Source organism: Spirosoma terrae, from assembly GCF_010435915.1.
Classification (GTDB): domain Bacteria; phylum Bacteroidota; class Bacteroidia; order Cytophagales; family Spirosomataceae; genus Spirosoma; species Spirosoma terrae.
The window spans coordinates 647,474-673,579 of sequence record NZ_JAAFZH010000001.1 but is presented as its reverse complement, the minus strand read 5'-3'; the positions used below and the strand labels follow the sequence as shown (position 1 = coordinate 673,579).

The following is a 26,106-nucleotide window of genomic DNA, read 5'->3' as shown; positions in this document are numbered from 1 at the left end:
AGCATAAATCGGAATGTCCTATGAATGTCAGAGAACTGCTCCTGCCTGTTTTACTCCTTATAAACGTAGTAGGTGTGTTTGCACAACCCACTACGTTTACGAATGCAATCGGCATGGAGTTCGTATTCATTAAACCAAGTAGTATGATGGTTGGCCGGTTTCAGCCACCTTACCCAAAACCGCCTAAACCAGACGACACTACCCAAAAAACAGCTGGTTTAGCATGGACTAGCAACGATTACCATCGAGCCGAGGAGCTAGTTAAACAGGATGCTAAAAATGGGTTTACAGTTACCATTCGTAAACCTTATTACATCGGCAAATTTGAAGTAACGCAGGCGCAATGGAAGCAGGTTATGGGTACGAATCCGTCTGCCTTTCAAGGAAACGTAGTAAAAGATAACGCTGATCAACATCCGGTTGAGCAGGTTTCGTGGCAGGACGTTCAGAAATTTCTGGTGAAGCTAAACGCCCTGGATAAAACACATCGATATCGGCTACCAACCGAATTTGAGTGGGAATATGCCGCTCGTGCTGGTGCCGACGACGATATTTCCTGGAAAGCGATCTGGGCATCAGCGCAGATGGGCTCTATGACAACGGCCCCGGTTGGCCAGAAAACACCCAATGCCTGGGGCTTGTATGATACACTGGGTAACGTTTGGGAGTGGGTCCAGGATGTATACAACGAAAAAATTTTTGCAGACCCAACTCCTCCCCGATCCGGTAGCCAGCATGTATTGAAAGGAGCGTCGTTTGTGGGCGATGTAAAAAATGCTACGTACATGACTCACGCTGCCGGTCCGGGCAACGGCTGGGATGTTGGCTTTCGGGTTGTCATGGAAGCGAAGTAATCAGTATCTATCATCTTGAATATGTTTCTCCAAAAAATCAGCCTCCTGCTCTTTTTCGGGATTACCCTAAATCTGGCTCAGGCTCAGCCCGAAAAAATACCAGTAGGTTTTACGTCTATTTTCAACGGAAAAGATTTGGCTGGCTGGCATACCAGTCGAACATCTCATCAGGGAACCACCGGCAATTTCTACGTAGAAAACGGGGTCATTACGTTAAAACAACGCCCTTACGGCCAGGGAGGCATTCTGCTAACCGATAGAACGTATCGGAATTTTGAACTCTATCTGGAAGCGAAAATAGATTCGTTCTGCAACGGTGGTATTTTTCTGCGTTCCAGCGAAAGCGGTATGGCTTACCAGATAGAGCTGGCAACACCCGGTGGCCTCGGCGATTTGCTTGGCGAACGGATGAATGTCAGTAAAGGAGCTAAGGCGACTAATATTGCCAGGGTCTGGAAAACCAACGACTGGAACGCCTTTCGGATTCGGATGGAAGGCGATATTCCCCGTATCCGCCTGTGGGTAAACGACGAGCTTATGTGGGACGTAACGGAGCCGGTCAATGATTTTGTGGCCGGTGCTACGTCAGGCATGATTGGTTTACAGGCGCACTGGTCGGCAGTGTATTCAAAAGCAGCCGAAGCCTTTGAGATGTCAGGCTCCTGGAAACCCGATGCCGCTCACCGCTTCCGACGTATTGCTATAAAAGAATTGAACTAATGATCAGGCCGGAAGGTATATGGTAAACGTGGCTCCGAAGCCAGGCTGACTGGTAGCTGTAATAGCTCCCCCATGATTAGTCACTACTTTTTCGCAAATAGCTAATCCAACGCCTGTGCCACTGTATTCACTCTTCGTATGCAGTCGCTGAAATACCTGAAATATTCGGTTCAGATATTTTATATCGAACCCAATACCATTATCCGCTACGTCGATCCGATAATGATCCTGCATACTATTCAGAAACCGTAGTTCAGCGGGTAAGTCCATAGCGGTTATCCGTTTCGAGGAGATCGTAATGATAGGCGATATAGCAGGCTGACGGAACTTCAGCGCATTGCTCATTAAATTCTGAAACAGCTGGCCTAACTGCGAAGAATCACCCTGCACGGTGGGTAGGGCTTCCAACTGAATCTGAGCATTGGTTTCCTCGATCGTTACCGACAGATTTTCCAGGGTCGACAGTAACACCTGATCCAGCGAAACCGCTGCCGATGGCCGAAGGCGAGTGGATAAACGTGAGTAGCTCAGTAAGTCTTTGATCAGTACAGACATTCGACCGGCGGCAGCCTGCATACGCTCCAGATACGATAAATCTTCGCTGGGTAACGACGTATTGCGCGATCGGAGTAAATCGCCAAACTGCTGGATCTTACGTAGCGGCTCCTGCAAGTCATGGCTGGCGATATACGCAAACTGACTGAGCTTATCATTACTTTGGTTTAGCTCATTAACGGTAGCTTCCAGTTTGCGTTGCGATTGCTCCAGTTTGTTTTTTGCCTGAGCCAATTCTTCATTTTCCCGCAAGGTCTGCCCTACTATTTTTTGGGCGTCTATATTGACAGCAAAGCCCGTCCACAAAGCAAACTTATCCCTTTCGCTATTGGCTGGCTGCGCTGAAACCAGATGCCAGAAATAAGTTTGTGTCGCTTCTTCCCGTAACCGGCACTCGTGCTGGAAGAATCGTTCATTGCCAATTTGTTTCGCCCATTTCCCCCAGAAACCTGCCTGGTCATCCGGATGTATGACCTTCGACCATTTTGTTTGGTTTAGCGTCTGAATCGATGAGCCAGTGAACTCCGTTGTCCAGTGGTTTGCGTATAGAAGTTGTCCTGATTCATTGACCGTGAAGATCATTAACGGCAACGAGTTTGTTACCTGCCTATAATGATGCTCACTCGCCTGCAAACGCATAGCGAGTTCCCGTAATTGTTCATTTTTCTGCTTAATTTCATCATAAGCAGACAACGGCTGATCGGCATTGAATTGCGATCGCCAGTCGGCTAAGCGCTCATTACTGATACGTCGCGAGATACGTAATGAATAATGGAGCACAATCCGGTTGTTGACACCGGTGTTTATAACTTCCAGCTTATCGACCAATCGCTGGGCATACAGCAACCCCTGATGCAGCGGATTGGTAATCACTAAGTCCTTATCTTCAACGACTGCCGTCAGCGACTGGTTACGTAGTGAACTATCCGCACCAAGGGTCAGCATGGGGCCAGGAACCTGCTCCATAGCATAGCGGGCAACTTCCGATACGGCCGTTGCAAATGTAGTCTGAGAAGCCAGCGATAGGCCTGCCATTTCGGCCAGCTTCATAGCCCGCTTATGGGCAACAATGAGATCCATTTCATTGTCGAGCGTTACTTTAACCAATTCCTCCATAATCTCCCTGAACTCGCCCAACAAATATGGATGTGTCATCCGTACGTCGAGTATAATCTTTGTAAATCGCAGCCGCCAGAATAGATAGGTCGTATCGCTGAATAGAGGTATATCGACTAATATCCCACCGAGACTGTATGCCATCCGAGCACATAATGAGCAACTGGCCCCGCTCAACAGGTAGTACATGGTCATTCATAGTGCCGGGCAAGTTCATTCCTATAATACCGTTGTAGGCCAGGAAGCTTTTGTTCAGTAGCGCACTACTAACCCGCGTTGAAATATTACCGACGCCACACCAATTCCACTGTTTTTTCTGGCTATCGTACACGACAACAGAACCTACCAGCCCGCGTGTTTTTTTGGTAGCCCGGTGAATATGTTGAATGATATCGACAGGCCGTTGATCAGGACAGAACCGGAAAGCACTTATGGCTGTCTGAATCGCATAATTAGCTTCTGGTCCGTGCCCCAGCCCGTCGCCCAAAAAGAGCTTGATGCACGAACCGGTTAATTTAACGTAGCAGCCATCGCCACTTACGGTTTCTCCCGGTTTGGCAACCACAATGGAACGATAGTCAAATTCTTTTCGAACCGGTGAAGCTGCCAGCGTCTTTTTATAAACTCGGGCCAGCAGAATTGTTCCCCAGCCTTTAAGGGAGTATAACTGGGTCTGATCGGCCAACCGCTGAATGGAACCCAGCCCGTGCCCAAGCGTACTGGTTGTTGATATACCATCCTGCATCATTTTGGCAGGGTCGGCCATACCAGGGCCGTTATCGATACTGATTAGTTCAAGACCAGCATTGTCGGAAGATTGAAAATGCCGAACTAAAAGTTCTCCACCACCCGCATGCTTAATGAGATTAGAAGCCATTTCGGCAACAATCAGATCAATTTCTCCCAAACGCTGCGGCTGAAAGCCTATCTGAGCGGCTATATGCGTAACTTCTTTCTTTATACTCGCCAGATAACTCCGATCCGTTGCCTGAAAACGTACATGTGGGGAATTATCCATTCTTCCATTTCAAAATAGTCACTGTTGTTCCCTGCCCTACGGTGCTTTTAATGTCGAATTCGTTCACTAAACGCCGGGTGCCAGGAAGCCCCAGCCCTAAACTCTTGCCTGTTGAGTAACCATCCTGCATGGCCAGATTAATATCAGGAATACCAGGACCATTATCGGAAAAGATTAACCGGATTCCAGCCTCACGCCCTTTGCTAACCACCTCAATGCGCACTTCGCCCTGCCCTGCGTAGCGAATCATATTACGAACCAATTCGCTGGCAGCGGTGATGAGCTTCGTTTGGTTCACCAGGCCCATACCAATACGTACTGCCTGCTCCTTAACTCGATTTCGGAAGGGAACAACATCTTGCTCGCGAGTAATAGACACATTGTCTTTACTCAACGTCGTTATCATTGTCGTTTGCCAGTTCCTCATCGGGGTCAAGTTTTGATTGCAGAAGAGCCATCCCCCGTTCAACATCGAGGGCCGTATGAACACCCGTTAATGACAAACCAAGTTCGATTAGCGTAATAGCAACGGCTGGCTGCATACCAACCACCACCGTTTCAGCATCCAGCACTCGAGTCATACTGGCAATATTTCCCAGAATACGCCCCATGAAGGAATCTACGATTGAAACCGCCGAAATATCGATCAGTACGCCACGAGCACCCGTCTTATGAACCATGTTGACCAGATCTGTTTCCAGATTCAGCGCCAGCCGATCATACAAATCAATTTGAATGGTAACCAGCAAAAACGGCCCCATTCGTAGAATCGGTATTTTATCCATGACACGATTAGTCTACAATACCTTCTTCTCCGCTTCACTACGTTTAACGACCAGCCGATTCATGCTAAAGGCATGCTTCAGCGCACTGGCTAGCGTAGCTTTCGTAATGATGTTCGATAAATCGATACCCAGATGAACCACTGTCTGGGCAATTTCGGGTCGAATACCGCTGATAATACAGTCGGCACCCATAAGCCGCGTAGCACTCACTGTTTTGATCAGATGCTGGGCAACTAATGAATCAACCGCTGGCACGCCTGATATATCCAGAATAGCAATACCGCTACCCGTATCAACAATTTTCTGGAGCAGACTTTCCATAACGACCTGCGTTCGTGAACTATCCAGCGTACCGATAATTGGCAAGGCCAGAATACCATCCCACACCTGAATAACCGGTGTCGAGATGTCAGCAATTTCTTCTGTTTGGCGAAGAATAACGTCCTCACGGCCTTTAATAAACGTTTCGAACGTAATGATTCCGAAACTATCCATCAGTCGGTTTATTTTCATGCTCTCGGCTAATAGCGTTGCTGGATCATCAGCCAGATTTTCCTGAAGCAAATCGAAAATGGCTTCTTTCAGACTGAATATATACAACCCTGTTTCGCGGGGCGAGAATCCTTGTCGGGCCCGCGACATAGAAATAGCCGAGAGGACTTCGAACACTTCATCAAAATCCGTTGACTCAACATGGCTGATATTGTCAGCCGTAATCACGCTAGTCAATGTATCGACCAATTCCTGCGATTGAGCCCGTAACTCATCATCGGTCATTAAATCTTCCCGAAGACTTTCACTTGCCAATTGCTTTTGTATCCACATATCGAATAACCGGGTCTTGTTACTCGTCAATAACTGCGCTATGCTATAAGCCATCCTATTTTATATGATAAAGTAAACAAATGTAGTACTTATCATTAAACAAACGGGTTAAACAAGATTCCTGAACCGTTTTATCTATTATCAGGTTGAACACTAATACAAGAATTGACAAACAGGTTTTATTGCAACTCCGCTTTCTTTTACCTGTGTTATGCAACGAAATGCGTCTATCTGGCTTATCGATGATGATACTCAGCTTATTGAGATCATCACCCGTGCTTTTCGGTTAGAGCGGTTAACCTGCCAATTAGTAAGCTTTACGAATGACGCAGATTTACGGGCAGCTATCGACCAGTCGGATCTTCTTCCCAATCTTGTGGTCGTCGATTATTATTTGCCTGATACCGATGGGTTACAGATCATCCAGTGGCTACAAAAGCATCCAAGCGCTCAGGCTTTAAAAATGATCTTATTCAGTCAGGATTTACGAGCTGATATTGTTGCCAAAGCGCAGGAACTGAATGTTTATCAGGTTACGACCAAACCCAAAAGTTTCCAGGACTGGCGCAACTTCGCGGATGAACTGTGTCTGGCGGGTTACTTCTCCTAATACCACAAAAAAAGCCCTGCAGAACAGGGCTTTTGCGTATTGAGCAGCTGGTCTTTATAAGATCCAGCGGAAGAATATATAGAGCGTAAACGATAACAACAAGGAGACAGGCAGCGTCAGCACCCAGGCCAGGGCAATATTTCGAACAGTATCGGCCTGAAGGTTTTTAACCCCCTTGCTGGCAACCATGCTTCCGGCAATACCCGAGGAAAGAACGTGCGTTGTACTAACAGGTAATTTCAGGGCTGAAGCCAGACCGATCATACTCGCTGCCACCAATTCTGCCGATGCTCCCTGCGCGTAAGTCAGGTGCTGCTTCCCGATTTTTTCACCAACCGTTACCACAATCCGACGCCAGCCAATCATTGTACCAAGCCCCAGCGAGAGAGCAATCATCAGAATAACCCACAACGGGGCATAATCCGTATAGCGACGGAGACCCGTTTCTTCATTCAGGCTTTTCTTCAGAACAGCCAACTGGTTAGAACTTAGATTAGCCCCTTCGTCTTCGGCAATTTTATTCATGTTGCTGTTGATGAGCAACAAATCGCGCCGAACATTGATGCGTTCTTCATTAGGGATTTTATTATCGACTAGCGGGGCGCTAATCATCGATTTCAGTTCAGCCAGTTCAGTACGAGTCCGCGCCAGCCGATCCCGGTTGGCGGGAGACAGTTGGTTCGAATCTAAAGCGGCAATGGTTTGTTCGATCCCGACAATATTAGACTGCATCGACCGTGGATCAATATCTGATTTTACCGCAAACTGAAACGGTACAATTCCGATCAGGATTAACATAACCAACCCCACGCCTTTTTGTCCATCGTTACTACCGTGGAAAAAGCTAACCAGCGAACAGGTTACGATCAATATTCCCCGAATCCAGGAAGGCGGTGCCGAATTTTTCTTGGGCTCCTTAAATAATTGATCTTTCGTTTCGGCAGGTACCAACCGACGTAGCATAAACATCAGCACAATAGCCAGGCTAAAGCCGAGCAAAGGCGACAATAACAGCGCCTGCCCTGTTTCGCCCGCTTTGTCCCAGTTAACGGCAGATCCAGCCTTGTTCTCAGGCATGGTTGAGAAGGCAAGACCAACGCCCAGAATAGAACCAATCAGCGTATGAGAGCTTGAACTGGGCAACCCAAAATACCAGGTTCCCAGATTCCAGATGATAGCACTCAGGAGCAACGCCAAAACCATAGCCACACTATGGTAAACGTTCTGATCGACCAGCAACTCGACAGGAAGCAAATTCACGATTCCCATCGCCACGCCAATACCGCCGAGCAAAACGCCCGTAAAATTGCATATCCCCGACCAGACAACAGCCACAGTCGGTTTTAAGGAGTTGGTGTAGATAACAGTAGCTACAGCGTTGGCGGTGTCATGAAAACCATTAACAAATTCGAAAGCACAAGCAGCGAATAAGCTGATAAAGAGGAGGATAAAAACATCCGTTTCTAATCCAAACATAGGTGGGTGATCTTCTGTGAGTAGGCTAACAATACTTGTGTAAGCCAATGATTGCCACAAAAGTAGTGCAAACAAACCATAGGCATATTACCAAATTGTTAAGTAGAGGTCAGCAAATAGTTAGAAAACCTGTTGCTACTTACTTTTTACCCGCTAATTGTCCGCAGGCAGCATCAATATCTTTCCCCCGGCTCCGCCGAACGTTCACCGTAACACCTTTGCTATCCAGAAAACCAGCGAATTTATCTAGCGTTTGCGGATCGGTATTTTTAAACGTAGCCTCCGCAATAGGATTGTATTCAATGATGTTGATTTTAGCCGGAACCCGCTTTGTAAACTTCCAGAGTTCCTGTGCATCCTGCAACGTATCGTTGAAGTTATAGAACAGAATGTACTCAAACGTAATACGAGTGCCCGTCTTCTTATAAAAATAGCCTAACGCATCGCCCAGCGCCTGCAACGTATTACTTTCGTTGATCGGCATGATCTGATCGCGCTTCTGATCGTTCGCTGCGTGTAAAGAAAGTGCCAGATTGAATTTCACCGAGTCGTCGCCCAGCTGACGTATCATTTTGGCAATACCGGCCGTAGAAACGGTTATACGCTTTGGCGACATTCCTAAACCATCGGGCGACGTAATGCGATCAACCGATTCCAGTACGTTCTTGTAGTTGAGTAATGGCTCGCCCATGCCCATATAGACAATATTGGAAAGCGGTACGTTGTAATTTTCCTTCGCCTGCCGATCGATCGCAACAACCTGATCGTAGATTTCAGCGGCATCCAGATTTCGTTTCCGGTCCATATAGCCCGTTGCACAGAACTTACAGGTCAGCGAACAACCTACCTGACTCGACACGCAGGCCGTCATCCGGTCGGATGGTCCGTCGCCACGGTCATCGTTACGTAGCGCCGGAATTAGTACGCCTTCAACCAGATTACCGTCAAACAACCGAAACGACGATTTGATCGTACCATCGTTACTACGTTGCTGCTGATCGACGGTCAGTGGGCGAATCTCAAAATGTGCGTTTAATAGTTCCCGCGTTGACAACGACAGATTGGTCATCTGCTCAAACGACAGAGCTGATTTTTTCCATAGCCACTCATGAATCTGTTTGGCCCGAAAACCCTGTTCGCCATGCTGTCCCAGCCAGTCTTTGAGCTGAACAGCGGAGTATTTGCGGATATCCTGTTTTTCCATTGATACTGATTGACTGAATGAATGATAGAATAATTGAATAAAAAGCACGAGTAAGCGATTCAATCATTCTATCACTCAATCATTCACTAATTATTTTCTGCCCGCCATTTCTTCCCGGCTTCTAATCCTTTTGGCACCCAAACGGCAGCTTTATCCATCACCTGTGGAGCGATGGGCCGTATGTATGGGTATAGGAATGCGTTTTGGGTCTGGCTAGGCGGCATTTTAACACCCATATAGCTGAACAACCAAAGGATAACACTAATTCCAAACACCCAGGTAAAAAGACCAACAATGGCTCCGGCCACACTATCGAAAGTTCCCAGTAATGTATATTTCAAGGATCGACGTAGCGCAAAGCCCATCTGATTGATCATGAACACGGTAGGAAAAAAAATGATGGAGAACCCAAGCCAGGGCAGCAGTTTACGCGCTAGTTCCCGGCTGATGTATGGGCTAAGTAATTCTATCCCGAAAGCCAGAAACTTGAACCCCACAATCATTGCTACAACAAACGCAATTATCGCAACGATTTCGACCAGGAGACCTTTGCGATACCCGTTAAAAGCGCCCCAGGCAAGGGCTATTAGCATGAATAGATCGAGGCTGCTCAAATGCTTAAATGAGTGACTGATCGAATGAGTGACTGATCGAATAGACAACGAGTAAGTCATCTATTTAATCATCCGATCAGTCACTCATTCGATCATTTTATTATTGTAGTAGTTGTTTTACCGCTGCCGAAATGGCTTTCCCATCGGTTTGCCCGGCGAGTTCTTTCGTGGCAACACCCATCACTTTACCCATATCCGACGGGGCCGATGCACCAACGCGGGTAATAATGGCCTGTAACTTTTCCTTCAGTTCCTCTTCCGACAGTTGTTTAGGCAGATATTGTTCAATAACCGCTATTTCGGCTTCTTCAGTAGCCAGCAGATCAGCACGATTTTGTTGCCGGTAAATATCGGCCGAATCCTTGCGCTGTTTAACCGCTTTGGTCAGAATACGGGTTTCGTCTTCGGATTTCAGCTCGCCGGAGCCACCTTCTTTGGTTTCTTCGAGCAAAATCATGGATTTAATTGCCCGTAAGGCCCGCAGTTTATCCTGCTCTTTGGCCAGCATAGCCTGTTTAATATCGGCGTCAATTTGTTGTTTCAGAGACATTGTTTTAATGATTGAATGAGTGAATGATCGATTGACTGAATAAACCCGGTATCCATTCTGAACCTTCATTCTTTCTGCAAAGTTACAAAACCTAAAGAGCCAATTCACTTATTCGCTCTTTCACTCATTCGCTCTTCAAAAAAAGATGACTCGCTTAAGCGTAAATATTAACAAAATTGCTACCATCCGAAATGCACGTGGCGGCAATAATCCTAACCTGGTTCAGGTGGCTATCGACTGCGAACGGTTCGGTGCACAAGGCATCACGGTACACCCCCGTCCCGACGAGCGGCATATTCGCTACCAGGACGTACTGGATTTGAAAGACGTAGTGACAACTGAATTCAATATTGAAGGCAATCCCGACGATCGTTTTATTGAGCTAGTGAAACGCGTTAAACCCGATCAGGTAACGTTGGTTCCCGATGCGCCGGACGCCATTACGTCAAATGCAGGCTGGGACACGATACGTAACGCCGACCATCTCCGGAAACTGGTTGATACGTTCAAATCGGATGGTATTCGCGTATCTATTTTTGTTGATGCCGACGAACGCATGGTCGATGGAGCCAAAGCGGTCGGAACGGATCGAATTGAACTTTACACAGAACCATACGCGACTCACTACCCCGACAATCAGGAAGCGGCCATTGCCCCTTTTGTCCGTGCTGCCCAACGCGCTAACGAAATCGGTCTCGACCTCAATGCCGGGCATGACCTGAGCCTGGAAAACCTCCGGTATTTCAACGAACAGATTCCCTATCTGAAAGAAGTATCTATCGGTCACGCACTTATATGCGACGCCCTGTATTTTGGGTTGGAGAATACCATTCAAATGTATTTACGATGCCTCAATCGGGATTAAATGAGGAGTTAATCTGATTTTGCTTTTTGTCGTGTTACGTTATCATAACCACCCCGATTTTGTTTTTTTGTTTCTTTGAAACGCATAAATCCCTACAAAATCAAAGTCAGTCCGATAAATCAATTAAATCTCGGTTTCGGTACATGGTTAGGCAGCTCTCTGTTGACGATTTTCTGGCGAAAGCACGAACGCTCCCCGTTATCGATGTTCGGTCGCCGGGCGAGTTTGTGCATGCCCACATCCCCGGCGCAGTAAGCATTCCGCTTTTTGACAATGACGAACGAGCTCAGGTCGGCACCAAATACAAACAGGCAGGCAAAGATGCGGCCGTTCTGCTTGGTCTGGATTTTGTTGGCCCGAAGCTTTCTGGTTTCGTTAAACAAGCCAAAAAGCTGAATGCCCGGCAAAAGGAAGTACTCGTTCACTGCTGGCGGGGGGGTATGCGTAGCGGATCGTTTGCCTGGCTCCTCGATACGGCAGGCCTGACAGTTTCGACGTTGATTGGCGGCTACAAAGCCTATCGAAACGCCGTTCTGGCCTCTTTTGCCGAACCCCGAAACATACTGATCCTGGGCGGAAAAACGGGAAGTGGCAAGACGGATATCCTGAAAGAACTGGCCCAACAGGGCGAACAGGTCATTGATTTAGAAGCACTAGCCAACCATAAAGGCTCAACTTATGGCGCTATTGGCCAATTGGCTCAGCCGTCGAACGAGCAGTTCGAAAACGATTTATTCGCTCAATGGCGACATCTGGATGTCAATCGACGGATCTGGCTTGAGGATGAAAGCCGGAGTATTGGCTCCTGCTTTATTCCGTTACCTCTCTGGCAGCAGATGCGAACGGCTCCAGTCGCCTTTGTGGACCTACCGAAGGCGGTCAGAGTAAAACGGCTTGTTTCAGAATATGCCGGAATTGATCATCAGCTGTTGGTCGAAGCAACCGAACGCATTCGGAAACGGCTCGGCGGCAAAATAACCAAAGATGCGCTGGACGCTTTAGCCCATCGCGACTACGTAACGGTGGCTGACCTAACGCTCGACTACTACGACAAAGCCTACCTGCATGGCCTTTCACAACGTAACGGTTCGCACACACACGCAATTGCTATGCAGGAAGACTGTCCTTCGCAGACAGCCCAGCGCCTGATTGACTGGGCCAATGAACGTAGTACGTAGTACGAATTTCTTATTTCTTTTTCGACTCATTCATTCGTCGAACGACTTCACGTTTGCTGAACGCCAGCCGCCAGACCGCAAACGGTACGTCCTGCTTGCCAAAACAAGCTTCACAAACTGGACTATCGGCAGGAAGCGCTACGTTATAGACAAACAACGTATCATTCACTTTCTGAATATTCGAGATAGGAGGTAGCTTTTGTTTAGCATTATAGAGGTATGCCTCCAGAATTTCACGCTCTTTCTGGCTGAGCGACTTATTCTGAATATCACCGGCCCCTACTAGCCGAATATCGACCGCATATTGCGCGGCAATAGCTTTAGCCCGTGGCAGGCTTTGCAATTGGCAAAGTTTTGCTCGCTCAGCCGGATCGGTCGTTTTTTCTAAAGCGGCTGTCAGGTCCTGCTGAATAGCTTTGCTAGCCCGACCGCCTATATCATCAATCGTTTCGTTCAGATCAACGTCTGTAATCCGTTTGATCTTCGAATCGGCCATTTCCTGTTTTAGTTCAGACGTGTATTGGACGCGGTCGGTACCGCAGGCAGCTAATACGGTGATTGACAAGACATATAAAAAACTGGAGCGTATCATAAACAGGAACTTAATAGCGTAGTGTTACGTCATTTGAAAGCATAACGATGCCCTAGCAAGCTTGGTTGCATACTACAAACATAAAGCCCAACTGCGGGGATTTTTGTAATTTTGTTTTTCAGTACGTTCGGCACTGGCATTGGCGGGTAGTTCTCCCCATCCTAAAACAAGTTAGCCTTACGTTCAGTAGTAAGAATCTATTGTCTTCCCAATACTATGTTAGAACAGTTAGAAGCCATTCGCGAACGCTTCGACGAAGTAGCTCAGCAGATCGTGCAGCCCGAGGTCGTTTCGGATCAGAAACGCTTCATGAAACTGAGTAAAGAATATAAAGACCTCGAAAAGATTGTTGCGCAATATCAGGCGTATAAACAACTACTGGAAGAGATCGACAATGCCAAGGAAATCATTGCAACCGAAAAAGACGCTGATTTCCGGGATATGGCTAAGGCTGAACTCGATGAGTTATTACCCCGTCGGGAAACGATGGAGGAAACGCTCAAAGAAATGCTGATTCCGAAAGACCCGAACGACAGTAAGAACGTTATTCTGGAAATTCGGGGCGGTACCGGTGGCGATGAAGCCGCCATTTTTGCGGGCGACCTGTTCCGGATGTATCAGCGTTTCTGCGAAAAAATGGGCTGGCGCATGTCACTGGTCGATTATACCGAAGGAACATCAGGCGGCTACAAGGAAATTGTCACCGAAATAGAAGGCGAAGATGTGTATGGCAAGCTCAAGTTTGAATCAGGTGTTCACCGGGTTCAGCGCGTGCCAGCCACGGAAACCCAGGGACGTATTCATACGTCGGCGGCCAGCGTAGCCGTGCTGCCCGAAGCGGAAGAGGTAGACGTTGAACTGAATATGAACGACATTCGAAAAGATACGTTCTGTTCGTCGGGTGCGGGTGGACAGTCGGTTAACACGACATATTCGGCGGTACGTCTGACTCACATTCCAACGGGTCTGGTGGTACAGTGTCAGGACGAACGTTCGCAATTGAAAAACTTCGACAAAGCGCTGACCGTGTTACGTTCCCGACTTTACGAAATTGAGCTACAAAAACACAATGAAGCGATTGCTTCGCAACGGAAAACGATGGTTGGCAGTGGCGACCGTTCCGACAAAATCCGTACCTACAATTACCCACAAAGTCGTGTAACAGATCACCGTATTGGCCTGACTGTTTATAACCTGCCAGCCGTTATGGATGGCGACATTGGCGACTTTATCGAACAGCTACGTATCGCCGAAAACGCCGAGCGTCTGAAAGAAGGTGCAACGGCGTAAAACAGGTATAACCACAAAAAATAAGGGATGCTCAACTGAGAGTATCCCTTATTTTTTGTGTCATTCAGGACAAAATTCCTTTTCCGCTAATCGGTTCGCTGCGCTATAATAATAACCTCCAGAGACGAGGATGGATTAATACCTGCCGAAGAGTTAGCAAGCGGAATCAACAGGCTCCCTCCTGCTGTACGTTCATAGAAAAAACGGGTAAATCGACCAACGTGGCCATAGTAGACTGAATTATTTGTATTCTCAACCAAAGAAAACTGATAATCAGAATTGGTCAATTTAACGTTAACGTCTTTGCTGAAAGAAGACCGAATCCCGTTTCGTCGAAAAGAAGTTATTAGTACTGCCTGATCGGCTGCCCTTGCTTCGATGGCTATTGCAAAATTATCGACACCAATCCTGTTGATTTCGGGTTTAGAACTCAATGATTGCGCCGAGAATAACGTATCGCCCGCTACAATGTATGCCGTCACTACGTATTGACCTTTAGCGCCAGCCGCTACGCCACTAAACTGGTCAGGTTCGCAACTAAATAAACCCGCTATGGTACCCATCAATAGCAAGTTGCTAATAATACCGTTCATAGCCGTCCGCTCTTTTACTTGTCAACTCATTAGTTATCCACGCCCAGGCTTAGGGTAAAAACAAGCTGATGCTTGCATTGAATTTTGTTCTCCCAGATTTCCTGCGAATAGTGTTCCAGAAAATAGTTATAATTCACTCCCACCAGATCAAACCCCAGTTGCTGATACAACGCAATTTGGGCTATTCCTGAATTACCCGTTTTTATTACCAGTCGTTCCAGGCCTTCTTGCCGCGCTACGTTAATTGCGTAGTTAATTAGCATTTTCCCCAATCCCTGCCCCTGAAAGGTTGGTTCTATGGCTACGTTCATGATCTCGGCAGTAAGTTCATTACGTTGCAGCAAACAAATGCCTATGCTCTGACCTTTAGTGGTCAACAAGTAAACCTGACAGGTTGGTAGATACGTATCAATTAGCTGCTGGTTTTCATCGCCGAGCAATAGTAGATGATTCGGCAGCTGGTCTGTTGGCAGAGCTTCTGTGATTAGGTAGGCCACGTAGTACGTTAGTTAACCAGGCTAAACAGATGATTCCAACGAATTTTGTGCCAGATATCGGCAGGAGCGGGATCAATTGACATCCAGACAAAGACGGCTTTACCAATAATATGATCCTCGGGCACGAAGCCCCAAATGCGCGAATCTTCTGAATTATGCCGATGGTCGCCCATCATAAAATAATAATCCTGTTTGAAGGTATAAGAAGAAATCGGCTGGCCGTTAATTATAATACCCGCTGGCGTCACTTCTGGCTTTAGGTTACCCTCATATCGCTCAATGACGGGTCCATACACGGCAATGGTGTATTTGTTTATGGGAACCGTCATTCCCTTTTTGGGCACCGTAAGCGGGCCAAAATTGTCTATATTCCAATTGTAGGCTGATGAACCATAAATACCTGGTTGTACCTGCCCAGGCTGCTCAAGCAGTGGTTCAATGCCTTTTACCCAGTCAAACTCCTTAAACTTATCGATGATGGTTTTCGATGCGTAGACTTTGTAGCCGACCAACGTAGCGGTTTTGGTCGAATCATTATACGATTCCAATGGCTGCCAGTTGATGAAGGGTCCTTCGGGCGAATTAAAATCATTGACAATGTTGAACTTCCGAAAAAATCGCTCATCAAGCACTTCTGTAGTCCTGATAAAATAGCTCATCTGCGATTGGACGGGTACCGGAAATGGTTTATTATTCACATAAACGTCCCCTCGCTTAATAGTCACTACGTCGCCCGGAATACCGATACAACGCTTTATAAAATCGGTTTTTAAGTCGGTCGGATAATCCGGTTCACCGTCTTTGTGGGGTGGATAATTGAATACCACTACGTCGCCATTTTTTACGTGTGAAAAACCAGGAAGACGATACGTAGGTAATTGAATAGCTGAACTATAGGAAGGAATATTCGTGCCCCATATTTTCTGATGAGTGAGCGGAACCTGTAACGGCGTTTTGGGTGTGCGCGCACCGTAGTGAAGCTTGCTAACAAATAAATAATCGCCAACCATCAACGACTGCTCCATCGATGGCGTTGGAATAGCGAAGGCTTCAAACGTTAAAAAACGAATCAACGTAGCGGCTATTACCGCAAAGACAATGGAATCGGACCACTCTCGCAGAGCAGACTTTTTACGTTTAGCCGATTGAGTGGTAGTTTTTTTGAACATGACAGATGGCAGTTAGAAGCGTATTTCTTTTTTATCGATCAGGAAAAGATAGCTAGAACAAGCCCAAGGCCATCAGTCTTTTACACCGACGGTTGTCATGGCCAATGAAATGCACTAAACTCCACCACTTTTTGGTCAAAAATCAGGTTTAGCCCTAAAAACGAAAGCCCGGCTTCTGCGCGAAGCCGGGCTTTCGAAGTGTTTATTACTACGTATTACGCGTTGTCAGACGTCAATTTAGCGCCTAAGTATTCGCGATTCATCCGAGCGATGTGATCGAGTGAAATCGATTTAGGACACTCTACTGAGCAGGCTCCCGTAAATGAACAAGCTCCGAACCCTTCGGCGTCCATCTGCGCAACCATACGTTCGGCACGCTCTTTATGCTCAGCCTGACCTTGTGGCAGAATGGCGAGTTGCGAAACTTTAGCCGAAACAAACAACATAGCAGACGCATTTTTACAGGCCGCTACGCAGGCACCGCAGCCGATACAGGCAGCCGCATCCATTGCCTCGTCGGCAATAGTACGTGGAATAAGGATTTCATTGGCATCCCGCGCCGACCCCGTATTGACTGATACGTATCCACCCGACTGAATGATCCGGTCGAACGCAGACCGATCAACCATCAGGTCCTTGATAACCGGGAACGCACGCGCCCGCCAGGGCTCAACTACGATCGTATCGCCATCGTTGAACGAACGCATATGGAGCTGACAGGTTGTCGCCCCTGTCTGCGGACCATGAGGGCGCCCGTTGATGTACATCGAGCAGGTACCACAAATACCTTCCCGACAGTCATGGTCGAACGTAACAGGATCTTCACCTTTGCGGGTAAGAGAATCGTTCAATACGTCGAACATTTCCAGAAACGACATATCTTCTGAAACGTTGTCCAGATGATATTCAACCAGTTTCCCCTCTGTATTGCTATTTTTCTGTCTCCAGACTTTTAGGTTGATTTTCATTGTTGGTGAGTTTTTAGTTTATAGTTTATGGTTTTCAGAAGAATAGGCTACTGGCCGAAAACCATAAGCCATAAACTCACTAACTAGTTTATTTATAACTCCGCTGGGTCAATTTAACATTCTCGAACTCCAGCATTTCTTTATTCAGGAGTTCAGGCTGATCGTCACCCTGATATTCCCAGGCCGCTACGTAAGCGTAGTTGGCATCGTCGCGAAGGGCTTCGCCGTCGGGAGTCTGGTATTCTTCACGGAAGTGACCACCGCAAGACTCGTTCCGGTTCAGCGCATCTTCAACCATCAGCGCTCCCAGTTCAATAAAGTCGGCCACACGCGAAGCCTGCTCAAGCGCCTGGTTCATTTCCTGCGAATCGCCCAGCACTTTTACGTTGCTCCAGAACTCCTTCTTCAGGGCTTTGATTTTTTCACGAGCAATCTGCAGGCCTTCGGCAGTACGTGCCATACCGCAATACTCCCACATAATGTGCCCTAATTCCTTATGCAAATCATCGACCGGGCGCTCTCCCTTGATAGCCAGGAGCCGATCAATCTGCTCATGCACTTTCTTTTCGGCTTCCTTGAAAGCAGGCGCATCAACTGGGATTTTATCGGCAGGGCCGATGTTGGCCAGATAATCGCCAACGGTATAAGGAATCACGAAATATCCATCTGCCAGACCCTGCATCAGGGCAGAAGCGCCCAGACGGTTGGCACCGTGGTCGGAGAAGTTTGCTTCGCCCAGCGCATACAACCCTGGAATGGAGGTCATCAGATTATAATCTACCCACAGGCCACCCATAGTGTAGTGAACGGCTGGATAAATCATCATCGGCGTTTCATATGGATTTTCGCCGGTGATTTTTTCGTACATCTCGAAAAGGTTACCGTACTTCGCTTCAATGGTTTTTTTGCCATCCCGCTTGATAGCGTCCGCAAAGTCGAGGTAAACCGCCAAACCGGTTTTACTAACCCCACGTCCTTCATCGCAAACGTATTTAGCGTTACGTGACGCTACGTCGCGCGGAACCAGGTTACCAAACGACGGATAACGACGTTCGAGGAAGTAATCGCGTGCGTCTTCAGACAGATCGTTTGCTCTCAGCTGACCTTTCTGAATTTTCTGCGCGTCTTCTTTAGATTTTGGTGCCCAAACCCGGCCATCGTTACGTAGCGACTCCGACATCAGCGTCAGTTTCGACTGATAGTGTCCCGAAACAGGAATACAGGTTGGGTGAATTTGGGTAAAACAAGGGTTACCAAATACGGCTCCTTTTTTGTGTGCCCGCCAGGCTGCCGTAGCATTTGAGCCCATAGCGTTTGTCGACAGATAGAAAACGTTACCGTATCCACCTGTACAAAGCAGCACCGCATGACCAGAGTGAGACTCAATTTTTCCAGTAACCAGGTTACGGGTAATAATACCCCGCGCCTTGCCACCTTCAACCACCAGATCCAGCATTTCGGTCCGTGGGTACAGCTTCACTTTTCCGGTTGATACCTGGCGGCTTAGTGCTGAGTACGCCCCCAACAGCAATTGCTGCCCTGTCTGACCACGTGCATAGAATGTACGTGACACCTGCGAACCACCGAACGAACGGTTAGCCAGCAGACCGCCATATTCACGGGCAAAAGGTACACCTTGTGCTACGCACTGGTCGATGATGTTAACGCTAACTTCAGCCAGCCGATACACATTTCCTTCACGAGCGCGGTAATCGCCCCCTTTGATGGTATCGTAGAAAAGCCGGAATACGCTATCACCGTCGTTCTGGTAATTTTTAGCGGCATTGATACCACCCTGAGCGGCAATAGAGTGCGCACGCCGGGGGCTATCCTGAAAACAGAACGCCTTAACGTTGTAGCCTAACTCAGCCAGCGACGCAGCAGCCGATGCTCCCGCCAGACCTGTTCCAACTACGATAATATCATATTTACGCTTATTGGCTGGGTTAACCAGCTTTAAGCTAAATTTTTGCCGTGCCCATTTTTCGGCGAGAGGGCCTTCGGGAATTTTAGACTCCAGTTTCATTCTTTCTAATTGTGAATGAGCGAATGAACAAATGAGTGACGAAACGTTTGCAAACAGGATATTCACTCATTTGCTCGTTCACAATTCACTCATTAAATTATATGGTGAACCTGTAAAAACACGTAGATCGGCATAGCCGCAAAAATCGCCGGAACAATGATCGCAAAAAAGTATGTACCAATAAACTCAATTAATGGCGTATACTTCTTATGGCGAATCCCAAGGGTTTGAAAACCACTCTGAAAACCATGAGATAAGTGATAACCCATGGCTATCATACAGATAACATACAGCAACACGTACCACCACTGACTGAACGCTTCTTTCACAACCACATACAGGTCTTTGTACTGTTTTCCATCGTACTCAGCCATAGGAACAGCCCCAAAGTGCATTTCGAACCAGAACGTCCGCATGTGAATAATGATGAACAGCAGCAGGATGGTACCCAGAATACCCATGTTACGTGACGACCAGGCACTATTCGCTTCTGGTTTTGAGTACGCGTACTTCACTGGACGCGATGCCTGATTGTGGCGCGTTAAGACCCAGGCCATCAGGGCATGTACGAGAATGGAGGTGTACAGCAGGTACGAGATCGTAATGATAAGCGGGTTGTGCGTCATGAAGTACGTGTACTCATTGAAAGCGCGTCCGTTATCACCTTTGAAGAGCTGGAGGTTACCAGCCATGTGGACAATCAGAAAGCTACTTAGAAAAAGTCCCGTCAGCGACATAATAACCTTGCGACCGAGGGAGCTGGATAGTGTTTGTATTACCCAAGCCATATGTAAAATGACACGAAAATTTAGTGGTAAACTATTGAAAAAAAGCCGATTCAAACGGCGCACCAAAGCTAAAGCACAAACCCGATGCAAACAACTATAAAGCCTATTTTCGCCGAACTTAGCTCTAATCTAGAGCCAATAAAAATTAGAATTGAACTCTGTATTCATAACAGTTTTTATTCCCGTATCGTTTGTCACCGGCGTCCTAAAAATGAGACAAAAGAGCCAACCATACCGATTCTTTTAACGTAGCGATACCTTTCGACACTATCGATTGATTCGTAACTGTTTACAGGGAGCCTATGGCGTTTTCTTGAATAAACGTGATAAGTCATGTTACTTTGCGACCTATTTCGATACATACAACATACGCTTTAACGTACAGTCCTGCCAGCTAGGCAGGGCTTCTATTTTTATGAAAGCATACGTATTTCCAGGGCAGGGCTCACAGTTCCGTGGTATGGGACTAGACCTCTATCAACATTCTGAAGCAGCTCGTCAACTCTTCGATCAGGCCAATCAATTAGTAGGCTATGATTTAACACGTATCATGTTTGAAGGGACTGATGAAGAATTAAAACAAACCATTTACACACAGCCCGCGGTGTTGCTGCACGGTGTTGTTCTTGCGCTGACAACTGAATCATTCGCACCCGATATGGTAGCCGGACATTCACTAGGCGAATTATCGGCTTTGACAGCTGCCGGCGTCCTATCATTTGAAAATGGGCTGAAGCTAGCTTCTATCCGAGCTACAGCCATGCAAAAAGCCTGCGAGATTGAGCCATCGACCATGGCAGCCGTTTTAGGCGTTGCAGACGACGTTATTGAGCAGATTTGCGCCGAAATCACCGAAGAGGTCGTTGTACCAGCCAATTATAACTGCCCTGGTCAGGTAGTTATTTCAGGCAGCGTAGCCGGTATTGCGCTCGCTGGGGAGAAACTTAAAGCAGCGGGAGCGAAACGAGTACTTCCTCTGGCCGTGGGCGGAGCCTTTCACTCTCCCTTTATGAAGCCAGCGCGCGATGAATTTGCCAAAGCCGTTGAAGCAATGACATTTGCCGAGCCACGTTACCCTATTTACCAAAACGTAAATGCTCAGGCAACAACAGATCCGTACACAATTAAGGAAAATCTGATTACTCAACTAACGGCACCTGTACGCTGGACACAGTCGGTGGAGAACATGGTTGCAGCCGGAGCAACTCAATTTATTGAGTGTGGACCGGGTAAAGTACTGCAGGGTCTGGTCAAAAAGATCGCTCCATCGGTTGAGGTAGGCGCAGTGTAAAAAAATAATAACCCTGATAGTCAGCGAGAAAGAAGTTTTCACCACAAAAAACAACATTTTTTTAAGGCATACACTTGCTTTTGACTTATCAGAACTATTACCTTTGCACTCGCAATTGCCCGATCGTCTAAGGGTAGGACGACAGATTTTGGTTCTGTTTGTGGAGGTTCGAATCCTTCTCGGGCAACAAAAAAAGCTGCTTAATGTATATTAGGCAGCTTTTTTTGTATGCATTCGTGTGTACCATAGCCAGGACGTAATACGCTGCCTGTGAGCACATTTATATTACTTTTATTTGTATAATAAACAAAATATAATTATTATTGCCAAGATAGTAACTAATTCTCGTAGAAAAGCTTTTCTTTTCGGCAGTGCGTAACAACTTTACTAAAGACAATAGCGGTATATAATTTATCTACGTTTTGTTATCTATACTCAACATTTGACTTCTATTAGTATTTAAAAACTATTCATTTCACTACATTTTTATTGATTATACGGTCTTGATGTGACCATACCTTTTTATTTTCGTCAGACTGATATAATATTTTGGATTTTAATGCATTTTAGATACATGGAGAAGGACGAAAAGGTCAGACGTAATCGCGCTAAAACCACTCAGCGCATCGTTGAAGCGTTAGAAGAAGTAATTTCTGAGCGAGGTTTAGAAGGAGTAGGCGTCAATCGTGTAGCAGAAAAGGCTAACGTAAGTAAAGTACTTATCTACCGTTATTTTGGCGGTATGGAAGGACTATTGGAGTACTACGTTAAAATGGGGAAATTATTCCCAGTATTCAATCCAGCCGTCCTTGATCAAATTCGTCCTTTGCAGGAGTCAGATGTGGCTCGTATCTGGTATCGCCAAGTCATTCAGACCTACCGTTACTTCCGCACGTTTAAAGCAGCCCGCGAGATCTTAAAAGCAACGGTTATTGAAAACGATTCAATTGCTGAAACAACTGCTAAGGCTCAGGATGAAGAAATGACACGCCTTGTTGAGCAACTTTCGTTCGTGAAAGGGGCCGATACACAAGCGATTTCGGCCGTTGTTCTGGGAGCAATGACGTATTTGACAATTATGGCTCAGAACGACCGTACAATGATCAGCATCGATCTACGTAGCGAAGATGGTTGGAAACGTATCGAAAATGCGGTTAAGACGATTTACATCGCTCTTAACAAAATGGCCATTCAATCTAAAGAGGTTAATCTGGAGCTACAGTCGGCTAATCTACCGATGGCACAATGGTAATCTTATAATATTTCGTCCTAAAAAAGCGGCAGGGTATTAAACTCATCAAATGATGAGTTTAATACCCTGCCGCTTTTTTAGGACCAACTTTATTTAACCACTATGGTCTTTTTATCTGGCCCTACGCCTTTAATCGTTAACGATTTCCACTTCGATGGCAGCTTCGTTTTTAGCTGACTGATTCCCTTTTCATTGATATCAATCCCACCAAATCCATTCAGTACTGCCTGTAGCATTCCTCCTGCCCCAGTTGCAAAGTAGGGATTTGTACCACCGGCGGTTTCAGCCAATACGCCAAAAGGAGGCACTTCGTTGGGCTTATAGCTCTTAACAAACCAATCATAAGCTTTCTCGGGCTCGTTCAGTCGAGCATGAAGTGTCGATAATACAGACCATCCCATGGCAGGGCCTTCAGGCGAATAACGGGATTCGTAATAAGACAAATCTTTACGTACAGCGTTTTCGTCGTTTACAATCCGAAGTGGATAAGACAATAAGTTAACATCAGCCTGCTTGATCATAACTCCATCGTATGTGCGGTTTTCTTTCGTTACGCCATCCGGAAATTTTAAAATCGGAATATTGTCAGCAACCACTTTCCAGTCGGGATTAGGAACAATGCCTAAATCCTGAGCAGCCTGAATGGCATAATATAATGACGTTTTAGCCATACCATTCGTGAAGGCGTTATCGTCAATATTTTCCTGCCATTCATTGGCCCCAATAACATTGTTGATATGGAATTTACCAGGGCCTTCTCGTTCCACCCGGCTACTCCAGAAATCAGCTACTTCTTTTAACATAGGGTAGCCACGCGTCCGAAGCCACTCCTTATCTTTTGTAACCTCAAAATATTTCCAGAAGGCCCAGCCAACACAACCTGTAATATGATGCTGAAATGGGCCTGTTAGCGCCCAGACAGGAGTAGCTTCCTGCCCATCGGCATCGGACTCCCAGGGAAACATTACCCCCGCGTAACCATGACTAAAAGCATTCTGACGAGCCATTGGCATTCGTTCAAACCGATATTCCAGAATAGACTTAGCCATTTCGGGCTTCAATACCAGAATTGGCGGATACATCCATAGCTCGGTATCCCAAAACACATGCCCATTGTAGCCTAGCCCTGATAAACCCATTGGAGATAGGCTATATCCTGTACCTTCGCGAACAAACGAGTACAGATGATATAGAGCCGAGCGAACAGCACGCTGCGCATCTGGATCACCATCTATGATAATATCACTCTGCCAGAGCTTTGTCCATTCTGCATTATGGCGCATCAATAAGCGTTCTGTTCGCTCAAGCGCAGCAAACAAGGTGAGTCGCTCAGCTTCATTGTGCGGGTCAGCCGTATGGGCGGTAGACGACACGGAACCTACTACACTAAACCGATACGTCTCTCCTGCTTTCAGCCGCTTTTTGAACTTGGCCAGGTGCATATTATAATCCCAGTCTTCGTGAATAACATCTGGTTCCTGCCCGTGTGGCTCTTCAAAAATGAAACTGGTCGATGCCGCTACTGTATGTCTGCCAGTTGGGCTTTTTGCAACTGATGTCAGTAACCGTATCGTTACGTGCGAACGATCTATTTCAGAATAAAAATTCTTAACCTCTCTAAGATTTTCCGGTGTTTCGATAACGCTCATCGGACTGATCTCACAATCCTTCCTGGCCGTTATTTCAACCATTGTTAACTCTGAAAACGGCAGATGACGTAGTGCCAGCATTGTTTGCTTTACACTGACTTTATCTTTGTAATTAAACGTAGTAGTCAGAGCTGCTTTCTGCATATCAAGCGTCTGGCGATAATCATTAATATCCTTGGCACCAATACGTTGCCCATCAACTTCCAGGTTCATATTAGCGAAGTTGAACACTTTCAGAATATTCGATACACGACCTCGCCCATACGTATCGAAAGCCCCATTCAATACAACGTCCTTTACTTTCATCGGCTCAGGCGACGATACAAGCCCAATCATTCCATTAGCCACCGTGATCCCGTAATAAGTAGCAGGATTAATATTCTGCCCAACAATTTGCCAGGCAGAATTGTCAGTCTGTCCGTCTGCGTTATGGATGCTCACAAAGCAGCTTAGTAAGCAACTCAACAGAAATAGATTTCTAGTCATAGGTTTTTCCAATCAAATAAACCCTAAAAATAATACCATTTCACAAAGCAATGTATTACTCCTACGCTCCTGGATGTAAATAATTATCACAAAATTGGCTAATTAGATTATACAACCCTAATAAACAGCCTTTTACAAGTTTATTTAAAAAAATTTGCCATTCGGTGTAACAAATCAGCCAATCACGTTTCCAATGATTGTTAACACCGCAACGGCGCCAACGCGGCAATTTATCACCTCATTTCTTCGTGTTTATTGCCATGAAAACTTTTTTGTTTGCAGCTCTACTATGTGTATCTATGGTTGGTTTATCGCTGGCTCAACCAACCTCCTTTAACGTTTCGGTGACGGGTAAAGGGCAGCCCATTATCCTGATTCCAGGGTATTCCTGCAGTGGAGAAGTCTGGAATGAGACGGTTGCCCATCTGAAAGATCGTTATGAATGTCATGTCTTAACGTTGCCTGGTTATGCGGGCGTAGCACCGATTCAGAAACCTATATTGCAAACCGTTCGGGACCAGATTATTCAGTATATAAAGAACCATAACCTGAAGAAGCCCATACTAATGGGCCACAGCCTGGGAGCGTTTATGAGCCTTTGGGTTAGTAGTACACATCCAGCCTTAGCCGGTAAAATTATTTGCATCGACGGTGTTCCCTTCATTTCGTCGATGATGAATCCAAACGTTAAAGCCGATTCGTTACGTAAGAGTCCTATGTATAATGCTGATATGGTTGCTCAGAATTTCGTGAATCTACCCAACGATACGTATGAAGCCAATATGGCCAAGTCGATGCTCTCTCAGGTTAGCGATACCACCAGAGCCCGTCAGATTGCTCATTGGTCGGCCTTGAGCGACCGAAAAACACTGGGCTACACAATTGTTGAAATGAGCACGACAGACCTACGTAACGACATCGCGAGTATGGAGGCTCCTACACTCGTCTTGGGTAGCTTATATTTTAACAGCGAAGCTAGAACACAGCAAATTCTGAACGATCAATACAAACAACTACCTCATAAAAAAATCGCTGTAGCACACACAAAGCACTTCATTATGTACGATGACCCAGCATGGTTTTATCGGCAGATTGATGGCTTCCTGTCAGAATCAAATTAATGACAGCGCGAATT

Annotated in this window: 26 protein-coding genes and 1 tRNA gene; 10 read left to right on the top strand and 17 right to left on the bottom strand. The window is 46.4% G+C overall.

The features are described 5' to 3' along the window. Positions 1–20: 20 nt before the first annotated feature. The gene (locus GK108_RS02895) at positions 21–854 is read left to right on the top strand and encodes a formylglycine-generating enzyme family protein (RefSeq protein ID WP_163942454.1); all 834 of its coding nucleotides are present in this window, start codon (positions 21–23) and stop codon (positions 852–854) included. A gap of 21 nt (positions 855–875) precedes the next feature. Then, entirely contained in the window at positions 876–1,574 is a 699-nt protein-coding gene (locus GK108_RS02890; RefSeq protein WP_163942452.1) for a 3-keto-disaccharide hydrolase, read from the top strand. Positions 1,575–1,577: 3 nt separating this feature from the next. Here GK108_RS02890 and GK108_RS02885 read toward each other — a convergent pair whose 3' ends face one another. Genes GK108_RS02885 through GK108_RS02865 form a run of 5 tightly spaced genes read right to left on the bottom strand, consistent with a single transcriptional unit; the run spans position 1,578 to position 5,927 of the window. Next, positions 1,578–3,284, bottom strand: coding sequence for an ATP-binding protein (locus GK108_RS02885; protein WP_246224643.1), 1,707 nt, complete (start codon positions 3,282–3,284; stop codon positions 1,578–1,580). Next, on the bottom strand, positions 3,229–4,263 hold the full coding sequence (locus GK108_RS02880) for an ATP-binding SpoIIE family protein phosphatase (RefSeq protein ID WP_163942448.1): 1,035 nt from the start codon (positions 4,261–4,263) through the stop codon (positions 3,229–3,231). The genes GK108_RS02885 and GK108_RS02880 overlap by 56 nt, the downstream gene beginning before the upstream one ends. Continuing rightward, positions 4,256–4,669 (bottom strand): anti-sigma regulatory factor, encoded by a 414-nt coding sequence (locus GK108_RS02875; protein ID WP_163942445.1) that lies wholly within the window; start codon positions 4,667–4,669, stop codon positions 4,256–4,258. The genes GK108_RS02880 and GK108_RS02875 overlap by 8 nt, the downstream gene beginning before the upstream one ends. Further along, positions 4,650–5,048 (bottom strand): STAS domain-containing protein, encoded by a 399-nt coding sequence (locus GK108_RS02870; protein ID WP_163942442.1) that lies wholly within the window; start codon positions 5,046–5,048, stop codon positions 4,650–4,652. Before GK108_RS02870 ends, GK108_RS02875 begins: the two co-directional genes overlap by 20 nt. A gap of 12 nt (positions 5,049–5,060) precedes the next feature. Continuing rightward, entirely contained in the window at positions 5,061–5,927 is an 867-nt protein-coding gene (locus tag GK108_RS02865) for an STAS domain-containing protein (protein ID WP_163942439.1), read from the bottom strand. A gap of 157 nt (positions 5,928–6,084) precedes the next feature. Between GK108_RS02865 and GK108_RS02860 the strand changes: the two genes are divergently transcribed. After that, positions 6,085–6,483 (top strand): response regulator, encoded by a 399-nt coding sequence (locus GK108_RS02860; RefSeq protein ID WP_163942435.1) that lies wholly within the window; start codon positions 6,085–6,087, stop codon positions 6,481–6,483. A 54-nt stretch (positions 6,484–6,537) separates the two neighbouring features. On the opposite strand, the gene GK108_RS02855 is transcribed toward GK108_RS02860, so the two are convergent. From GK108_RS02855 to GK108_RS02840, 4 genes are all read right to left on the bottom strand, one after another. Then, positions 6,538–7,959, bottom strand: coding sequence for an inorganic phosphate transporter (locus GK108_RS02855; protein ID WP_163942432.1), 1,422 nt, complete (start codon positions 7,957–7,959; stop codon positions 6,538–6,540). A 139-nt stretch (positions 7,960–8,098) separates the two neighbouring features. Further along, entirely contained in the window at positions 8,099–9,163 is a 1,065-nt protein-coding gene (gene rlmN, locus GK108_RS02850) for a 23S rRNA (adenine(2503)-C(2))-methyltransferase RlmN (RefSeq protein ID WP_163942429.1), read from the bottom strand. A gap of 86 nt (positions 9,164–9,249) precedes the next feature. Beyond that, a complete protein-coding gene (locus GK108_RS02845) occupies positions 9,250–9,756 on the bottom strand; it encodes a CvpA family protein (RefSeq protein WP_163942426.1) in 507 nt (168 codons plus the stop codon). A 121-nt stretch (positions 9,757–9,877) separates the two neighbouring features. Then, positions 9,878–10,327 (bottom strand): GatB/YqeY domain-containing protein, encoded by a 450-nt coding sequence (locus tag GK108_RS02840; protein WP_163942423.1) that lies wholly within the window; start codon positions 10,325–10,327, stop codon positions 9,878–9,880. Positions 10,328–10,472: 145 nt separating this feature from the next. On the opposite strand from GK108_RS02840, the gene GK108_RS02835 reads away from it, so the two are divergent. Both GK108_RS02835 and mnmH read left to right on the top strand, forming a co-directional pair. Continuing rightward, the gene (locus GK108_RS02835; protein ID WP_163942420.1) at positions 10,473–11,192 is read left to right on the top strand and encodes a pyridoxine 5'-phosphate synthase; all 720 of its coding nucleotides are present in this window, start codon (positions 10,473–10,475) and stop codon (positions 11,190–11,192) included. Between the two features lie 143 nt (positions 11,193–11,335). Beyond that, positions 11,336–12,370 carry a tRNA 2-selenouridine(34) synthase MnmH gene (gene mnmH / locus GK108_RS02830; protein ID WP_163942417.1) on the top strand — a complete coding sequence of 345 codons (1,035 nt, stop codon included), beginning with the start codon at positions 11,336–11,338 and terminating at the stop codon, positions 12,368–12,370. 10 nt (positions 12,371–12,380) lie between these two features. Here mnmH and GK108_RS02825 read toward each other — a convergent pair whose 3' ends face one another. Continuing rightward, positions 12,381–12,962, bottom strand: a complete 582-nt coding sequence (locus GK108_RS02825) for a hypothetical protein (RefSeq protein WP_163942412.1) — start codon at positions 12,960–12,962, stop codon at positions 12,381–12,383. A 216-nt stretch (positions 12,963–13,178) separates the two neighbouring features. On the opposite strand from GK108_RS02825, the gene prfA reads away from it, so the two are divergent. Next, complete coding sequence (prfA, locus tag GK108_RS02820) at positions 13,179–14,252, top strand: peptide chain release factor 1 (RefSeq protein WP_163942409.1); 1,074 nt, start codon at positions 13,179–13,181, stop codon at positions 14,250–14,252. Positions 14,253–14,338: 86 nt separating this feature from the next. On the opposite strand, the gene GK108_RS02815 is transcribed toward prfA, so the two are convergent. From GK108_RS02815 to GK108_RS02790, 6 genes are all read right to left on the bottom strand, one after another. Continuing rightward, positions 14,339–14,845, bottom strand: coding sequence for a hypothetical protein (locus GK108_RS02815; protein ID WP_163942406.1), 507 nt, complete (start codon positions 14,843–14,845; stop codon positions 14,339–14,341). Positions 14,846–14,874: 29 nt separating this feature from the next. Further along, positions 14,875–15,342 (bottom strand): GNAT family N-acetyltransferase, encoded by a 468-nt coding sequence (locus GK108_RS02810; protein WP_163942403.1) that lies wholly within the window; start codon positions 15,340–15,342, stop codon positions 14,875–14,877. Positions 15,343–15,350: 8 nt separating this feature from the next. Continuing rightward, the gene (gene lepB / locus GK108_RS02805; RefSeq protein WP_163942400.1) at positions 15,351–16,511 is read right to left on the bottom strand and encodes a signal peptidase I; all 1,161 of its coding nucleotides are present in this window, start codon (positions 16,509–16,511) and stop codon (positions 15,351–15,353) included. Between the two features lie 215 nt (positions 16,512–16,726). Beyond that, positions 16,727–17,479, bottom strand: coding sequence for a succinate dehydrogenase/fumarate reductase iron-sulfur subunit (locus tag GK108_RS02800; protein WP_163942395.1), 753 nt, complete (start codon positions 17,477–17,479; stop codon positions 16,727–16,729). A gap of 88 nt (positions 17,480–17,567) precedes the next feature. After that, positions 17,568–19,505: a fumarate reductase/succinate dehydrogenase flavoprotein subunit gene (locus GK108_RS02795; protein WP_163942391.1), complete on the bottom strand. Its 1,938-nt coding sequence runs from the start codon at positions 19,503–19,505 to the stop codon at positions 17,568–17,570. 92 nt (positions 19,506–19,597) lie between these two features. Beyond that, positions 19,598–20,293 carry a succinate dehydrogenase cytochrome b subunit gene (locus GK108_RS02790; protein ID WP_163942387.1) on the bottom strand — a complete coding sequence of 232 codons (696 nt, stop codon included), beginning with the start codon at positions 20,291–20,293 and terminating at the stop codon, positions 19,598–19,600. 415 nt (positions 20,294–20,708) lie between these two features. On the opposite strand from GK108_RS02790, the gene fabD reads away from it, so the two are divergent. The 3 genes from fabD (at position 20,709) to GK108_RS02775 (ending at position 22,836) form a co-directional block, all read left to right on the top strand. Then, the gene (gene fabD, locus GK108_RS02785; RefSeq protein WP_163942383.1) at positions 20,709–21,584 is read left to right on the top strand and encodes an ACP S-malonyltransferase; all 876 of its coding nucleotides are present in this window, start codon (positions 20,709–20,711) and stop codon (positions 21,582–21,584) included. Positions 21,585–21,700: 116 nt separating this feature from the next. Continuing rightward, positions 21,701–21,771 (top strand) — tRNA-Gln (locus GK108_RS02780). Between the two features lie 387 nt (positions 21,772–22,158). Beyond that, positions 22,159–22,836, top strand: coding sequence for a TetR/AcrR family transcriptional regulator (locus tag GK108_RS02775; RefSeq protein ID WP_163942379.1), 678 nt, complete (start codon positions 22,159–22,161; stop codon positions 22,834–22,836). Positions 22,837–22,925: 89 nt separating this feature from the next. On the opposite strand, the gene GK108_RS02770 is transcribed toward GK108_RS02775, so the two are convergent. Next, a complete protein-coding gene (locus GK108_RS02770; protein WP_163942376.1) occupies positions 22,926–24,971 on the bottom strand; it encodes a glycoside hydrolase family 65 protein in 2,046 nt (681 codons plus the stop codon). 260 nt (positions 24,972–25,231) lie between these two features. Between GK108_RS02770 and GK108_RS02765 the strand changes: the two genes are divergently transcribed. Then, on the top strand, positions 25,232–26,092 hold the full coding sequence (locus GK108_RS02765; protein WP_163942373.1) for an alpha/beta fold hydrolase: 861 nt from the start codon (positions 25,232–25,234) through the stop codon (positions 26,090–26,092). Positions 26,093–26,106: the final 14 nt, after the last annotated feature.

Bases quoted from the DNA above. Each gene is read 5' to 3' on its own strand.
- GK108_RS02895 (WP_163942454.1), top strand. From the start codon at position 21: ATGAATGTCAGAGAACTGCTCCTGCCTGTTTTACTCCTTATAAACGTA.
- GK108_RS02890 (WP_163942452.1), top strand. From the start codon at position 876: ATGTTTCTCCAAAAAATCAGCCTCCTGCTCTTTTTCGGGATTACCCTA.
- GK108_RS02885 (WP_246224643.1), bottom strand. From the start codon at position 3,284: ATGACACATCCATATTTGTTGGGCGAGTTCAGGGAGATTATGGAGGAA.
- GK108_RS02880 (WP_163942448.1), bottom strand. From the start codon at position 4,263: ATGGATAATTCCCCACATGTACGTTTTCAGGCAACGGATCGGAGTTAT.
- GK108_RS02875 (WP_163942445.1), bottom strand. From the start codon at position 4,669: ATGATAACGACGTTGAGTAAAGACAATGTGTCTATTACTCGCGAGCAA.
- GK108_RS02870 (WP_163942442.1), bottom strand. From the start codon at position 5,048: ATGGATAAAATACCGATTCTACGAATGGGGCCGTTTTTGCTGGTTACC.
- GK108_RS02865 (WP_163942439.1), bottom strand. From the start codon at position 5,927: ATGGCTTATAGCATAGCGCAGTTATTGACGAGTAACAAGACCCGGTTA.
- GK108_RS02860 (WP_163942435.1), top strand. From the start codon at position 6,085: ATGCAACGAAATGCGTCTATCTGGCTTATCGATGATGATACTCAGCTT.
- GK108_RS02855 (WP_163942432.1), bottom strand. From the start codon at position 7,959: ATGTTTGGATTAGAAACGGATGTTTTTATCCTCCTCTTTATCAGCTTA.
- rlmN (WP_163942429.1), bottom strand. From the start codon at position 9,163: ATGGAAAAACAGGATATCCGCAAATACTCCGCTGTTCAGCTCAAAGAC.
- GK108_RS02845 (WP_163942426.1), bottom strand. From the start codon at position 9,756: ATGCTAATAGCCCTTGCCTGGGGCGCTTTTAACGGGTATCGCAAAGGT.
- GK108_RS02840 (WP_163942423.1), bottom strand. From the start codon at position 10,327: ATGTCTCTGAAACAACAAATTGACGCCGATATTAAACAGGCTATGCTG.
- GK108_RS02835 (WP_163942420.1), top strand. From the start codon at position 10,473: ATGACTCGCTTAAGCGTAAATATTAACAAAATTGCTACCATCCGAAAT.
- mnmH (WP_163942417.1), top strand. From the start codon at position 11,336: ATGGTTAGGCAGCTCTCTGTTGACGATTTTCTGGCGAAAGCACGAACG.
- GK108_RS02825 (WP_163942412.1), bottom strand. From the start codon at position 12,962: ATGATACGCTCCAGTTTTTTATATGTCTTGTCAATCACCGTATTAGCT.
- prfA (WP_163942409.1), top strand. From the start codon at position 13,179: ATGTTAGAACAGTTAGAAGCCATTCGCGAACGCTTCGACGAAGTAGCT.
- GK108_RS02815 (WP_163942406.1), bottom strand. From the start codon at position 14,845: ATGAACGGTATTATTAGCAACTTGCTATTGATGGGTACCATAGCGGGT.
- lepB (WP_163942400.1), bottom strand. From the start codon at position 16,511: ATGTTCAAAAAAACTACCACTCAATCGGCTAAACGTAAAAAGTCTGCT.
- GK108_RS02800 (WP_163942395.1), bottom strand. From the start codon at position 17,479: ATGAAAATCAACCTAAAAGTCTGGAGACAGAAAAATAGCAATACAGAG.
- GK108_RS02795 (WP_163942391.1), bottom strand. From the start codon at position 19,505: ATGAAACTGGAGTCTAAAATTCCCGAAGGCCCTCTCGCCGAAAAATGG.
- GK108_RS02790 (WP_163942387.1), bottom strand. From the start codon at position 20,293: ATGGCTTGGGTAATACAAACACTATCCAGCTCCCTCGGTCGCAAGGTT.
- fabD (WP_163942383.1), top strand. From the start codon at position 20,709: ATGAAAGCATACGTATTTCCAGGGCAGGGCTCACAGTTCCGTGGTATG.
- GK108_RS02775 (WP_163942379.1), top strand. From the start codon at position 22,159: ATGGAGAAGGACGAAAAGGTCAGACGTAATCGCGCTAAAACCACTCAG.
- GK108_RS02770 (WP_163942376.1), bottom strand. From the start codon at position 24,971: ATGACTAGAAATCTATTTCTGTTGAGTTGCTTACTAAGCTGCTTTGTG.
- GK108_RS02765 (WP_163942373.1), top strand. From the start codon at position 25,232: ATGAAAACTTTTTTGTTTGCAGCTCTACTATGTGTATCTATGGTTGGT.